Annotated in this window: 12 protein-coding genes; all 12 read right to left on the reverse strand. The window is 39.4% G+C overall.

Going from position 1 to position 15,139, the window contains the following annotated elements:
* Window positions 1–589, reverse strand: a 589-nt coding sequence (locus Q0Y84_RS07995) for a BppU family phage baseplate upper protein (protein ID WP_297952491.1), incomplete at its 3' end; no start/stop codon positions are given.
* Entirely contained in the window at window positions 543–773 is a 231-nt protein-coding gene (locus Q0Y84_RS08000) for a hypothetical protein (RefSeq protein WP_297952493.1), read from the reverse strand. The genes Q0Y84_RS07995 and Q0Y84_RS08000, both read right to left, overlap by 47 nt.
* A gap of 10 nt (window positions 774–783) precedes the next feature.
* Window positions 784–4,509 carry a phage tail spike protein gene (locus Q0Y84_RS08005; RefSeq protein WP_297952495.1) on the reverse strand — a complete coding sequence of 1,242 codons (3,726 nt, stop codon included), beginning with the start codon at window positions 4,507–4,509 and terminating at the stop codon, window positions 784–786.
* The gene (locus tag Q0Y84_RS08010; RefSeq protein ID WP_297952497.1) at window positions 4,509–5,279 is read right to left on the reverse strand and encodes a phage tail protein; all 771 of its coding nucleotides are present in this window, start codon (window positions 5,277–5,279) and stop codon (window positions 4,509–4,511) included. The genes Q0Y84_RS08005 and Q0Y84_RS08010 overlap by 1 nt, the downstream gene beginning before the upstream one ends.
* Window positions 5,269–12,132, reverse strand: a complete 6,864-nt coding sequence (locus tag Q0Y84_RS08015; protein ID WP_297952499.1) for a phage tail tip lysozyme — start codon at window positions 12,130–12,132, stop codon at window positions 5,269–5,271. Before Q0Y84_RS08015 ends, Q0Y84_RS08010 begins: the two co-directional genes overlap by 11 nt.
* Before the next feature lie 17 nt (window positions 12,133–12,149).
* A complete protein-coding gene (locus Q0Y84_RS08020) occupies window positions 12,150–12,320 on the reverse strand; it encodes a hypothetical protein (protein ID WP_269256508.1) in 171 nt (56 codons plus the stop codon).
* Window positions 12,321–12,385: 65 nt separating this feature from the next.
* Window positions 12,386–12,787 (reverse strand): phage tail tube assembly chaperone, encoded by a 402-nt coding sequence (locus tag Q0Y84_RS08025; RefSeq protein ID WP_297952502.1) that lies wholly within the window; start codon window positions 12,785–12,787, stop codon window positions 12,386–12,388.
* 94 nt (window positions 12,788–12,881) lie between these two features.
* Window positions 12,882–13,622, reverse strand: a complete 741-nt coding sequence (locus Q0Y84_RS08030) for a phage tail protein (protein WP_297952504.1) — start codon at window positions 13,620–13,622, stop codon at window positions 12,882–12,884.
* Between the two features lies 1 nt (window position 13,623).
* Window positions 13,624–14,034 (reverse strand): DUF806 family protein, encoded by a 411-nt coding sequence (locus Q0Y84_RS08035; RefSeq protein ID WP_005722995.1) that lies wholly within the window; start codon window positions 14,032–14,034, stop codon window positions 13,624–13,626.
* 2 nt (window positions 14,035–14,036) lie between these two features.
* Window positions 14,037–14,438, reverse strand: coding sequence for an HK97 gp10 family phage protein (locus Q0Y84_RS08040; RefSeq protein WP_297952507.1), 402 nt, complete (start codon window positions 14,436–14,438; stop codon window positions 14,037–14,039).
* Entirely contained in the window at window positions 14,431–14,823 is a 393-nt protein-coding gene (locus Q0Y84_RS08045) for a hypothetical protein (protein WP_297952509.1), read from the reverse strand. Before Q0Y84_RS08045 ends, Q0Y84_RS08040 begins: the two co-directional genes overlap by 8 nt.
* Window positions 14,810–15,121, reverse strand: coding sequence for a phage gp6-like head-tail connector protein (locus Q0Y84_RS08050; RefSeq protein ID WP_297952511.1), 312 nt, complete (start codon window positions 15,119–15,121; stop codon window positions 14,810–14,812). Before Q0Y84_RS08050 ends, Q0Y84_RS08045 begins: the two co-directional genes overlap by 14 nt.
* Between the last annotated feature and the right edge of the window lie 18 nt (window positions 15,122–15,139).

Raw genomic sequence — 15,139 nt, forward strand, 5'->3', positions numbered from 1 at the left:
GGTCTTGGATAGCTTGAAGCTTAGTTCTTGCATCACTTAACTCATTTGCAATATCGTTTTGTCCATTAGAAATAGCCCGATTGATTTTATCAGTCAGGCTATTAATTAGGTTTTGTGTTTGAGTTTCAGTGTTCTTGATTACACCCTGATAGTGAGCTTGCAAGGCTTCTAGTGTGGACGAGTAATTGTCATCATTTACATGCAAAGTCGGCGCTGGAATTACGACAAATCGAAAACTCACTGTTGTATCAAGTACTGTACCATCTGCACTTACGATATCAAACCAAGCAGTCCCAGACTCTGGATAAACTTGTTCTTGCAAAGTATAAGAGAACTTGCCATTTTGGGGATCAGTCAAAGTAAATTTACCGCTTGTCGATGCTTTACCATCGTCCACAACATACTTGCCAGAGTCCTTATTTTCGGAAAATACAATACTTTTATTAGTAAGATCATAAGCCGCACCATTGGCATCAGTGACAACTACAGGCAAAACCTGTCCTCGTTCACCTTGTCCAATTTTACGGATATAATCACCAACATTACTTACTGTTTTGTTCGTTGTTAGAGTTATTTGCGCTAGACTCATTTGCTTTCACCTTCTTTCTTAGCGCGGCATTTTCGATTTTTAGCTTGTCATTTTCCGCTTTCAATTCATCAATTGCCTCAGTTTGATTCTTATTAGCAACCTGCAGCTTTGCTACTTGAACATTAAGTGAAGCAATCATATTTCCGGTGTTAATTGCTAATGTTTCTGCCACTTTATCATTCATTTGATTCTCCTTATTGAACTCTATACCAGTGTTTATTGCCTGTAGGCGTATATAACTTCAATACATACATATGGCCATCATTTCCGCCCATCATAGTACCAACGGCTTCAGTATAATGACCACTCTTAGGACCTAAACCACGATTGTATGCTTCAGTATAGTTAAGCATTCCCGCTTTAGATGAAGTACTATCCACATCTGTAGTAATTTGCCCTGGATTTGTCGAAATATCAGGCGTTGAAGGCACAGTGATATTCGTATAACTGTTTTTAAGATCATTAAAGGCATTCTGCCACTGTTGATTCATTCCTTGAAGGTCACTATCAAATACTAGACTTCCTAGATCAATTCCATCTAATATGCCAGCTTCATCACTGCCCCAGTCATCATTACTACCAGGAATATATCTATAGTCATTCCTACCTTGTCCTGGTAAATCTCTCAGCTTACCCATATCAACGTTGTCAGAGCCTTTCCAAATCCAGTGCTTAGTACCTCTAATGGTTATCCAATCGGCAACCCAGGCACGTACCCAAGACTTGATTCTTCGATAAGCGTGCCCAGCAAAGTTTCTTTGCGTCAAAACTTGATTGTCCTCATCATCCACAGTGATAGCACTAGGGTGAATTCGAGTGATATGACTACCACTGGTCGTTGCAAATTGTCCGGATGACATCATAGAAGCATAGTTATCTGAAGTCACCCAGATAACTCGCCCGTTTTTCCATGGGTTTAAAGTAGTACCTGGATTTTGTGTTCCAATATAAATTTTCATATTCATATTAGGATCCTCATTAACTAGGTTACCGTGCATAATCATGGCATCAATGTTCATTGCCTTGACACTTACGCCCTCAATTGAATCGGCGTAAAGCTTGCCTCTTGAGTCCATACCAGTTAGTAATTTCTGAGAGCGCTCATCATAGAATTCTAATCCATTGCCACCAAACACCATCTTTCCACCATTACTACTTCTAGCGGTCAGCTGTTGAGGTGCTTGCCAGTTAGGAATTGCCTGGATAATGCCTTCGCCCGGCTGATCAATCCAAGACTTGATGTCATTAGCATCATCATCTAATTGTTGAAAGTGCTCTTCAAATTCTTTACGACTTTTAAGGAAAACGTCCTTTAGCTTATGCTCTTTTCCTTTATCGTCTTTCCAGGTGACATCCTGCTGGATCATCCCCAGCTCACCCATCATGGCATTTTCTTTAGCTCGACGGTCGGAACGCTCACTGTGCATCATATCTTCAAAACGATTGAGCCAACCTTGAGTGCGTTTAGTATAAGCGCCAGCCGCACTAGCTGCTTGATCTTTGGCTTGCTGGAGTAGCAAGTGTTGCCATGCAACCGGCAGTTTACCAATGGTGATTTGCTGATAGTGGTGAGCTAGTCCATCCCAGACAAACGAATTTATTTCTTCCATTTCATCAAGATGATATTTGTCATACTTAACATGAACATAATCGTAAAGACTTAACTGGACCTTATCAGCATTCATTGCCGACATTTCTTGGTAGCTAATAGTATCTTGAATTTCAAGATGACCAAAGCGATGTTCAATTAAATAATTCTTACCAGCTTCAGTTACTTGCCTGATATCATCTTCAGTTGGTGCAAATGAACCATCAGCCTGCTGACCAGATAAATCTTGATCATCATGCTTGATGTATGAGCTGACATCCACAGTAGTAACCTTGTCCACATTAGGATCATTGCCAAACCCTTCAGCATAAAGGGGACCAACCTTAACAGTGACTTCATTATGCGTAGTCGCGTCAATGTTGGGATTAGGATTGGAGCTATCATCACCATCATTAGCATCAGGTGCAACTAAATCAGACTTATCAGAATCGATGTTATCTTCAGGTAACCAACCGGTCTTACCAGCATAAGTCACTTCAACATAAGTTTTACCATCTCCACCTTTAGCTTCATGACCAGCGTTGATTGAAATTTGAGTGCCAGACGGAATACTCCAATTAAGAGCATTATTTTTATCCGGCGTTGCATAAATCTCAACTTTACTGTGATCTTTCAACCGATCTTTAAGAATCTGATCTGTGGATGAGGGTTTGACTGATCCATTATGTTTATAGTCAATTGAACCTGCTGCTACCCAACCGTACTTAGTATGATGATAAGTTTTACCACCTTGAACAATTGTTTTATCAATCGTTACTCGACCGGATTTTACATGGACTTTTTCTTTCTTTTTCTTAGAAGCCCAGTATCTTCCCGATCTATGATTTTTAGAATTACCCCCAGTGGTCACTGTATGGGTAGTAGCGACCATCTTATGATTCTTGCTATCCCAATGATACTTTGTCTGATTTTTTTTAATGTAACCATAACCAGAATTACTGTATGACTGATAGGAACCATTTTGAGTCAAAGACAAGTGTGGGCCGTAAAGCCACTGACCAGGACCAATTCGATACCACATATCACCTTTCTGATTACGTTCAATCATGTCATAGTGAATGGATGTTCCATTTTTCACAGTCCATCCAGGTACAGGAACATGATCTGGTCCAATTTCTGGAGATTTGAACACTCGAATTTCTCCGCCAGGTTTATATGCAACAACGGCATTACCTGACATACTTATACGTGATCCAGCTCCACTAGAGTCATTAGGATCTTGAGCTTGAACGGTTAAAGTACCGGTGATGTCATTGACCATATATGAACCAGATTTGTCAAAACTGATCCATCTAGCATCCACAAAGCCACTACCATCTTCAGGACTTACTGGATACCAATCGTCACCGTTAACAGTGTTAATTTGATATTTGCCATCCGGTGTAAAGTCACCGTCATGAATTGCAGTGCCCAGATGTAGTTTCATTCCAGTAGTTAAAGTACGAATTGCCTGATGTCCTTCAACTGGTGAATTAAAAATCTCAACTGTTCCACCTGCAGCATAAATCCCAACACTGGAATAGTCACTGGACCAACTAGCCCAACCACCCCAATCTGCTTTAGCTACGGCTTGACCTGGAGTGTACTTAGCGATAAATACTGCACCAGTCCACATATTTTCAGTAGAAATGTCATGCTGGAATTCTTTCATGTTCTTGCCATAATCAATGACGATGCCCGTGTCTATACCAGCATGCTCGCTGTGATGGATTTCAGTATTATCAAATTCTAGCTCACCGCCATACAAACCAAGAACGGAATTAACGGCCTGATCCCCCTCTTGATCAGGATTAATCAAAATAGCACCAGCTTGCTGACCACCTTCTACATTGACATTGCTTACTTTTGATACCTTAGAATCAAAAGTAAAGTCTTTTTGTGGTTGCATCGTATTCAAAACTTGATTCATCAAATCTTGAGCACTCGCATTAGCAAACTGGATTGGACCAGAAACGGTACAATCGTTTAAAACAGCTGCTATATGTTCCCCACTCACAACAACTTGATCTAGTTCTTGTGTTACATGAGTGATTTTAAAAAGTTGATGTGGAAACTTAAAGCCACAATCTTGCATAATCCAGCGATTCTGCTGAATTTCAATCATATGACTTCCATTGCATGGATAAGTCATCTGCAGTGTCGGATACTCATTTCTATTCCAAGTAACTGGGCATGTCAAAGCATCTTTTAAAGTAATGCCAGGTCTGAAAATGTCATCATTAACGCTGTTATATAAATGAGGAAAATCTAGTAATTCATCATATTGAGCATAATTAATCTCAGATATCTTTGCTACCGTTATTGATGCCATTAAATCAACCTCCTCCATCGTGGCATATACTCTGCTTTAGTAATAGTTCCACCTGATTCTGCAGTAATCGTGATAGTATTTTTTCCTGGTTGAAGCTCAGGAACTGAGAGATTAGGCATTTTTACTTGATTGTTATAAAGCTTATTGTCTTTATCGTAAGTGTCTTGAGTATCACCAGATAGCCAAAATTCGCCAGACATATTGTCAAACTCGTAAGGTAAGCCATTTACATATAAGATAAATGTTCCATTAGCAATGAAATGCCAATTAGGGATTGAGATTCTGGATTCTTGGTTATAAACCGTACCAGTGTCCGGCAACGGAATATATTCAATCCCATCAACTCGGTACTGGAATGGCTCACAGTAAAATGGGATCGTTCCTGTGGCATGGTAAGGATCACTCTCGTCCCACTGCAGACTAAACGGGTCTTTTTGAATCGCACTATAGGCATACTCAGGATCAGCATCAAATTGTAAATATTGATACTTTCTTTGAGTCATTGTTACAGGTGAAGCCAGCCAGTCTGTCAAAGTTCGCTCATAGTCAAATTGAGATACGTTTGTAGGACGCACCACGTCAATAGTGAAAGTTTCAGTGACATTCTGATAAGAGTTATCATCTTGCAAAAAGTCACCGTTACGACCTTTGATGTGAGTAGCATCAAGGTCAGCTACCGGATGAATCAGGTTAAACGGATATTGCACCGTAAAACCTAGATCACGCGAATTTTTGCCTTGAAAAATTAAACCTGAATACTCAACGTCCACTTAATCCCCTCCTTAGTTTGATCATTGCAGCTCTTTGTTCTGCCTTACTAAACGGCTCGACAACTTCCCACAAGGTTCTGCCCGCAGGAGTTGTGAGCTTGATGTCAGCAACAGACGATTTATTAAAGATCTGGCGCAAAAGTAAAAGCACGCCTTGCATAAAGTCGTGCTCTTCCTTCTCTTTTTTATCATCCTTTTGTTCTACAAGTTGCTGTAAAAGTAAAACAACCGTTTCTCTAAATTCTCGGCTTTCCTCATCAGATTTGCTGTTTCTTCTATCTGCTACATCATTCCCATCTTCATGCTTAAATTGAGCTAACGTTGCATTCATAAGCTGATATGCTCTTGAGCGCTTACTAATATCCCAAGGAATGACAGTTTCAGGCCCACGACCTTCACCAATCATTGCTAATTGAGGACTAGTAACAATTCCACCGTTAGCATAGCCTCTTAGTGCTCTAGCAATTTGTACAGCAGCGGCAGCATGTTGCGCATCGTAACCACCACGTTCCCATTCGCGGGAAAATGCATTTGCTAAGCTTGCCGGTGAACCAGATCCTTTAGCAATACGTCTAAATATTGCACTATCAGAGCCTTCAGCATTAGCGGCAAAGTTAATTTGAGTAGCTGGATCCTTCCATGACTTGCCATGTTTTCTAGCATATGCTTTCAAATTGGTTAATCGACCATAAAGCCATTGACCTAAGCCACTAGCTCCACCATTAGGATTGATTGCTGCTGGATTTAACCCACCAGATTCAAATTCCCATGATCCAATAATAGCTGCTAACCCATTCTTAGTTGCACCTGGTACAGCTTGCTTAATTGCCTTGGCTAATGCTTTAGCTCTTTGAGCAACATCGCCACCAAGTTTAAATGCGCCAGCTAATCCATTATCTCCATACTTGTCAGCAATCTTTTGAACTGTTCTCCAAAAGCCTTGACCAACTTGAGCCTTAATTTTCTTTTGTAAAGAATTGTCGGCTTTAACTTTAGGACTATCTGATTTACCACCTTCAGTATTTAAACCGTTAAAGCGACCAAAAGTAGCACCTGGAGCGACTCTTTGCATGCCAACTGGTCCACCATCACCAGGACCATATGCAGAATAGTACATTCCACGACCCGCATAGATACCAACATGAGTATCTGGGAGCCAGAAAACTGGATCACCAGGTTTAGCTTCAGATTTAGATATTCTATGAGCATGATCCCATAAGCCAGCTACAGTTAAAGCCCAGCCATTAGGTTCAGCCCATTTAGCCCCATAATTGTTATATAAGGCTCTTGAAACCAAACTCGAACAGTCGGCAAAGAACTTAGACATTCTTTTGCCTTGACTATAGTGTTTGTTTTTACCTAACGTTTCTACTGCCTTAAGTAAACCACTTGCTGGGCCAAGATCATCATCGTCAACTTTGTCCTCAACCATCTTCCACAGTTGAGACCACCAAGTTACGCCTTGATCTTTACTCTTAGAGCGCATCCCTGAAGCCAATTCTTTCATAGCACCAGTTAAGCCAGAGACAGCACTAAACATTAAATTACCAGTTTTAGTAGGATTGCTCCAATTATGCTTAGCAATTTCATACAGTTTGTGCAATGCACCAGTACCTGAAGCATAGTGAGTAAAACCTAAAAGCTTTGATTCTGTGGCACTAAAGACTTCATGTTGAGGTCCGAGCAACAGCGGAACGTTTCTACCTTGAACAACACCAAAGGTATTTGTTGCTTTGTTCCAAATAGTTTCTCTATTCCCAGTCTCAGGTGAATCATTACCATCATTTAAAACAGCAAATGTAGGCTTAGTAATTGCCCTTCTTATTGAAGATCCAAATACACCAGTACCTGAAGCATAATGAACCAAGCCAACTTGCTTTACTGCAGTCTTCGAGCCGCCAAAGTCAGAAATTACACTATCAATTTTGCCAATTGCAGAGTTAACTATTCTAAGAACGCCATTAACTCCACGACCAGCAGCGCTTCTCATCTTAGACCAGAATTGGCCAAAAGTTCTATGAATCCCATTTTCAAGTGAACTCCAATCTTTCTTGTAGTGACTTGAGAATGAATTCATTTCATGAGTGAGCCGACTTTGACCAGTTTTAGATTGATGTTCAATATCTGACCACATTGACTTAAATTCCTTCTTAGAATTCTTAGTCATATTTTTCAGATCTTTATTGAACTTTTTGGTCATTGACTCAAATTGCTTAGCAAAATTACCTTTTCCTTTTAAGGATTTTACGGCTTCCTCTGCTTGAGTCTTGATCGACTTACCAAATTTGTCTTTCTTAGCAGCTCTGCTTAAGGAATCAATTCTCTTGTGAACAGAAGTTATGTTTTTCTGTAAAGATTTCAGTGATTTAGTTCCTGAAGTCTTTACTTTAACTTTATGAGTTTTACCCTTGATTTTTCTAGTAGCTTTATAAAGACTTTTAAGGGACTTTAATCCTGAAGTCTTAACAGTTACCTTATGACTTCCACCTTTGATCTTTTTTGCAGCTTTAGCTAGTGCAGCAACTGCCTTAACGCCTGAAGCTTTAGCAGTGATTTTGACTGATTTAGATTTGAGGGATTTGATAGCTGAAGCTAATGAACTAACAGCAGTACCACCAGATACGGTAGCTTTAACTGACATACCAGAACTAATAGATCTAGTACTAGTAGAAGTTGACCTCTTTCTCGTAGTTGTGGCTTTAGTAGTTCTGCGACGAGTACTGCTGTGTTTTCTAGTTGACCTAGTCTTTTTTCTCTTAGTCTTAGATTTCTTATTCAAGTTATCAATAAGTTGCTTGAATAACTTTTTACTAATATAAACTGAGTGACCAATTCTGGATTTAGCTCCAATCAGCAAGCCTTGATCAACGAGAACTTTACCAGCATGAGGATCAGGCTTCTTAGAGGCCTTCTTATCTGCAGAATATTTCTTAGTGAGTTTATTAAATTCAGCAGTAAGATGTCTAGCTTCATTACCATTCTTATGTTTCAAAGCATTAGAGATTTTATCTCCTAGCTTTTCAAGTTCTTTTTTATCTTCAACGGCACGCTTTTTGGCCAACTCATAATTTTTCTTAGAATATTTATGATCTCTAGATAACCTTACTGTGCCATCAGCTAAATGAACGCCTCGACCAAATAAAGTAGCTAAGTCGCGAGCATTGATTACATCTTCACCAGGAAAAATCCAGCGTTTAATATTAGTACCGCGTAGGATTTCTAGCGAACCGTCAGCATGGATTAAGCCCTCACGATTACCTGTAGCAGGTGAATCATGACCATCATTTAAAATTGCTGGATAGCCATATTTCTTTTTCCAATCAGTTCCGCTAGCTAAGTGGATATTACCAACTTTTAATTTACCGGTAAAGAATTTCTGGATGTTGCCTGCAGCATCTTGAAGACCTTTGACAGTATCATCAAAAGTCTTAGTAATACCTTTCCAAAGATCAGACCAAAATTTTCCGATATTTTTGCCAAAATCTTTAAAGCTATCGAATACTTTACCAAGACCACCGTGAGTAGATTTATTGAGCTTAGCATACATATCAGATGCATTAGTCCTAAGCCCCTTCCAAATGCCAGCTGCAGTAGTCTTGATATTTTTCCAATTAGAGCTCCAACGCTTTTGCTCAATTTTTAGTTGAGTTTTGGCAGTTTGACCAAGTGTTTTAAAGAGATTACCGTGATTCTTCTTTAAGCGTTTACTAAAGCTACCGAAGTTTTTAGCAGTTTCAGAGTTAGCCTTTTTTTGAATTTTGACGTAGTTTTTAGCAAAATTCTCAGTACTACGCATAATTTGCTTAGTACCTTTTGAAGCATGCTTATAAGCTGTATTCCAGCCCTTTTTAAAGGTTTTACCAATACCACTTGTTATTTGTCTATATTTTTTACCAACAGACTTATTAAAGTTGCCAACATTCTTAGCAACGGACTTGTTAAAGTTAGTTACTGACTTCTTTGCAGAATTAAAACCTTTCTTGAAGGTCTTACCAACTCCATTAGCCCATTTTTTAAATTTAGGGCTATTTTTGTACAGCAGTGTCGGAATGCCAGCAATTGGATTAACTGCAGTTAAAGCAAGTTCCTTTGAATTCTTCTTAACCCAAGATTTACCTTTGCTTAAACTTTGTCCGAACTTTTTGCCAACGTCAGATCCCCATTTACCTATTTTGTTAAAAGTATCGTGGGTTGACCAGCCGAGATTTTCTAAGCTCCAAAAGTTCTTAGGTGGCTTCTTTTTATTCCAACCATTTTGAAAGCTCTTAACAGCGTCACCGCCCCATTTGCCGACAACGCCACCAATCTTAGCACCAACTGCGGCGCCTAAAGGCCCACCAAAGTAAAGACCGATACCACCACCAATAGCTTTACCAGCTCCAGTACCGATATCTTCATACTGCTTACGCGAACCTACCTTATCTTTGATGCCTTTGACTATTGAGGTTGCAGCATCTACAACAACACCTACGCCAGCCGCCGCAGTGCCAACTTTACCTACAGTAGTTAAATTCTTAAAACCACCTGCGGATTTAGCGGACTGCAAAGCACCATTAAAGATGCCAGCACCACCCTTTTGAGTAAAAAGACCTCGGCTAACTTTAATAGTTTTTTGAAATCCGGCAACTAATTGCTGACCTAACTTTTGACCAAAAGTTTTAACACCATCAAAACCTGATCTAATCTTCTTCCAGCTCCAACGACCAGCTCTAGATAGGCTATCGCCAGTTGCCCTAAAGCCTTTGGCAATTTTTTCACTGGCTTTAGAACCTAAATCGCTTGCTTTGCCCCAAGCTTTACTAATAACTTTCCATGAAGATTGGCCAAACTTACCAATTTTCGAAAAACCGGTTTTAAATGCGTCAGTAATTTTACCAACTCTAGTCTTTCCGTTTGAAAGATGGATTAAGAACTTGTCCCAAGTATTAGTAATTGACTTAATTGGATGAAGCATACCTTTACCGAATTTGAATCCACCCTTGGCCAACATTCCGATTAGCGATTTATCACCAATTTTAATGTTAGCTAACTCAACAAGTGGACTAGTTACGGCTTTAAGTCCTTTGACAGCAGCCATTGCAATAATGGCTTTACTTATCCATTGAATCGCTGTTTTATTTTTGGCCAAGCCATCCATTGTAAGCTTGACCATGTGAAGAGGATCTTCTGTTTTCTTAGCATTACCATGAATTAAGCCAAAGGACTTACCAATATCTCCAATAATTCCAGAGATATCTTTCCATAAATCTTTACCTAATTCAGTACCAATGTGAGTAACGTCGGAGGTAATACCAGCAATATCTTTTTTGTGCTTATCGATATAGCCAATGGTCGAGGACAAAGCGCTACCAATTGCCGTAGCACCTTTAAGTAGCTCTGGACTAGCCATGATATCTTTTAATGCTTGCAAACCTGAGGTCTTAGCATCAAAAAGAGGCTTAGTCATTGTTTGCTCAAGTTTCTGCCATCTAACCTGCATGAACTTAAGTGCACCACCTTGCGTGGAGCTAAAGCCTTTAAAGGCAGTATCAGAGTACTTAGCAGCTGACGCCATCCATTTTTGGAATTGAGTTTGCGTAACTTTACCGGTTTTAAGCACTGACTTAAGCTTGTCTTCTGACATGCCGGCACCTTTGGCCAACTGTGCCATAAAGGTTGGTGCTGACTTGGTGACTCGGCTTAATGCTGAATAAGTCACCTTACCAGTAGACCCGACACGCATCAAACTAGCACCCATCTGCTCAATTTTGTCACCAGATAACTTAGATGAATCACCGACACCAGCAATCATCTTAGTCATTTGCATGGCACCCTTAGTACCAATGTTTGACCAGTTAAGCATCTTGGTCTGCAAGTTGGCTACATTATCACCAGTCATATTGGTTTGGGACTTTAAATCACCAATTTGCTTATCTAAGGTCTCAATACCTTTAGCGGACATGCCCATACTCTTAAAACGAGCATTAATCTTAGCAGTAGCGGCATTTAATGCCATACCTTCACTAACTGCACCCTTAAGCTTACCAGTTAAGTTTGATACAGCATTTGACAAAGCGTTGCCAATAAAAGACCCAGCAAATACTTCTTTAAAAGTCTTATGAGTTTGACCAGCTTCTTTGTTGACACTACCTAGTTTACTTTTAATACGATCTAAAAAAGTCGGGTTTGCTTTACGCATTGATCCCGACAATTCATTCATCTCATTTTTAGTTTTTGCTAAAGTAGTTGAAGTTTGGTTTAAGCGAATTTGTTGACGTTTATAAGCTTCACTAGCTTCGCCAGAAGCTTTGCCAATTCTAACCAGTTCATCAGCCTGCAGTTTCTGCTGTTTAGTTAGGCTAGTAATTGACGCACGATAAGTGGCCAATTTAGTCTTATTAGCTTCATATTGTCTACCTTCAGCTTCAAGCCGCTGAATTCGGCTATTGCCTAATTCATTCAGCAACTTATAAGACGACTGCAGTCCAGCTAGCCCCGTCTTTTGATAGTCCATTGACCGCTTAGCTCGGTCTTGCTGAGCAGTCATTGAAGCAAGTTGCTTTTCAGCAGACGCTAATTTATTAGCATACTTATTGTACTCTTCTTGTCCTTGTTGAGTAGTTCGGTCAAGCTTAGATTGTTGCTCCGTTAAGTACCCAATTTTTGACTTAACGTTTTCAATATTTTTGCTTAGACCTTCATACCGTGATTTAGACGCTTCAAGGGCACTACCCACTGACTTAGCACGTGCTTCATTAGCTTTCCATGCATTGGTTGTAGCTCTAATAGCGCTATCTAAAGACTTAAGTGAATTAGAAGCTTTAATTGTATTAATATCGATCGTGGTCGACATTATGTTGCTGATTTTCACCATATTTATCTCCTTTCTATCTACTCATCAGCCCAAATGTCGTCCTGATCGTAGAAACTCTGTTCTTGATTTGCAGATGGACTCAAAAGTTCAGAAGCTGAGAATATTGGATCTTCATCTGGTGTGCTTAGAAGTTCCATCAAGTCAAAATAATCAGTATTATCAATCAATTTAGGATCTGTCCCATGCATCAAGAACATATCCCGTTTTAATCTTTTATAATGAAGCCCTTGAACCTTTAAATCGTTGATTTGTTTTAATCGTCGTCTTCGTCGGATTTTGGGTCTGTGACTTCCTCACCGTCATCTTTTTGCGCCTTTTCAAAGTCAGCATATGAACCAGTAGCTAAACCTTGAAGTAAGGACTCAACGTAACCAACATAATTATCAATAGTGCTTTCTTCCAATTCTGAATTGATCTTGTCAATTTGTTTAGTTGATAAACCTAGGACTAACTTTAACAAGTCAAGTGCAGCTTTTTTGGCATCTGCTTGTCGCTTAATGAAGTCAACATACTCTTCATTTTTCTTAGGATCAGCTGATTCCAAAATCTTAATCATGGTCTCTCTTGAAATGTCACCTACTGCACCCGTAGGAACAACTTCAACTTGATCAGCTTTAATTGGCAAAATTTTAGTATCGATAATAATTTTTGACATTTTTATAATCCTTTCGAAAGAAAAGGAACGGCTGAAACCATTCCTTAATTAACCAGTTATTTTAATTTCCTACCACACCCACCCTGCTTCTTAATTACTTATCTGACTTAGGTTGGACACTTTGCACATTACTTGGAGTAGCAACTGACGTGCCATTCCAAGTAGGTACCACAATCTTCATTGTGTCATCCGGTTTATACCCAGGGAAAACTTGTGCCATCATCTTTTCAGGATCAAACTTTGAATCTAAAGAATTCCAGCGTCTATAAGGCATTTGATGCCCATTCTTAAGCTTAAAAACATCAGGATTAATTGGTTGGAATGCATCAACAGTTAAAGCAACATTTGCATCTTGTTCTGAGTCATTATCAGTTTGGTGTTGGCCAATTGGTAAAATTGCAGTAGCACATGCAAAAGCTTCATATAAAGAAGAACCATCCAAGAAAGTTGCACGTGTGAGCATTGCAAAATATGGCTTAGCGCCACCAGAAAGTGAGTAACCACCATCTTCACCTTGTTCATATCCAGTTAACTTGTTAAGAGTGTCCCAAGCAATGTCGAGAAACGTTAAGTTTGCAGTAGGTGCTTGAGTAGGGCGAGTAACACGCTTAGGCGTGTCATTAGCATATTGCTTAGTACCTTCACGCTCTAGGTTTTGATATTCGGCTTGTGTAGCACCTTGAACACCTTGATAAATTGGCTTAATCCCGTTATCACTCAAACCATCAGGGCCGGTTAAAACAGTACCAGTTGAAGGATTAAGCAATGCAAAAGTAACGAGATTAATACCATGACTTGATGACCCTAATTCTTGAGTCGTTTGTGTATCTGCCATTCTAATTCTCCATTTCTAAAATTTTTGTAACATAAATAGTCGCAGTTTTTTGACCAGTATCAGGATCAGGTGTGTCAGGATTCAAAGGATTTTGAATCTTCCAACCATTAGCCTGCAACTTCTTCAAAACTGCGACTTTTGCATCATAAATTGTTAAATTTTCATCTTTGGTCAACTTTGACCATTTGTTGCTGAAAAATATTTGAACCTCTACACCAACAACTTGTGCAAAAGCTACATCATTAGCATAGTAAGCCATTCGGCCTACAGCGTCTTGAATGCGAATAAATGTTGTTTTACCAGAATCATCTTCATCGGGAGTGACATTTGTAGTATAGATGTGCTCTGGATCAACCCAACCAAAGTTAGCAGCTTCAAGTAAGTCAGCAACTTGTACAATTGGCAACTTCATAACTAGCCGCCTTTCTTAAAGCCCAATGCCTTAGCTTGAGCTTCAATAACTGCATCATTACTTTCTTCACGAGTAATATCAACAAAGTGATCAGCCTTAATGTGAACAGTTCCATCATTTAAACGCATCGCATTCATTGCATGATATCGATTTGGCCAACCAACGGTTGCACTGCCATCAGCTACTTCATCACTATTTTTATCGGAAATTTCAATATGATCAGCCATGTGACCATACTTTTCATCTTTTTTGTTTGAATAGTGTTTTGCTTTTGTAACCTCAGCAAGCCGTTTTTGATAGACCTCAGCACCAGCCTTATTTGCTTTACGCTTTTGTTCAGTATTCGGAATTAACTTATTTAATTGCTTACGATAGTCATTCAACTGCTCTTCAAAGCTAGCCATCTTTAGCCACCTCATTTGGTAAGTCAATATCTTCAGCAAGCTGTAAGCTTAGAATATCTAAGCCATTAGGATTACTTGTGTCATCAGAACCATTATCAACAATTTTATAAATTTCGTTATCGATAACTGCAAATTTCATTTGACGAGTCAGTTTGCTACCAACCCATTGATGATTGATAGATACTTGCCGAGTATTTGAAAATTTGGTACCCAAAAGCTCAAAATTTTGGTGCATAGTCCGAATATACGGAGCACAATGAAAAGGCCCTAAAAGCCGCTTAAACGTCATTTTTTCAGAGCCATCATTTTCATCTCTTGTTTTTACGCTTGTACCGAAAACAATTGATTTATTAAAACTACGTCCTGTAAATTTATTTAGAGCCATCTGCATCCCTCCTCAACGTCCATTTGCATTGATTCATTCGATAAAGAAATGATCTAGGGTAAGCATGTGTTTGATTGTCTTGTGCACCACGGGATGCATTGTCATAGTCAGCTAGGATTCTGACCGCTTGGTTAAAATCACGATTCTGCCGGCAGCGCTCAATTGGAATATCATCACCAACAATGTGATGCGCGTCAAATTCAGCTTCATCAATAAGACGTTGCAAAAAATCAGCTGGTGCATCACTAGCTAAGTAGTCCCGTAAGTCATCTACAGTTACGCCAGTTGAATCAGTCATTTGGAATCAACTCCTACC

The organism is uncultured Lactobacillus sp. (assembly GCF_947367125.1).
Taxonomy (GTDB): Bacteria; Bacillota; Bacilli; order Lactobacillales; family Lactobacillaceae; genus Lactobacillus.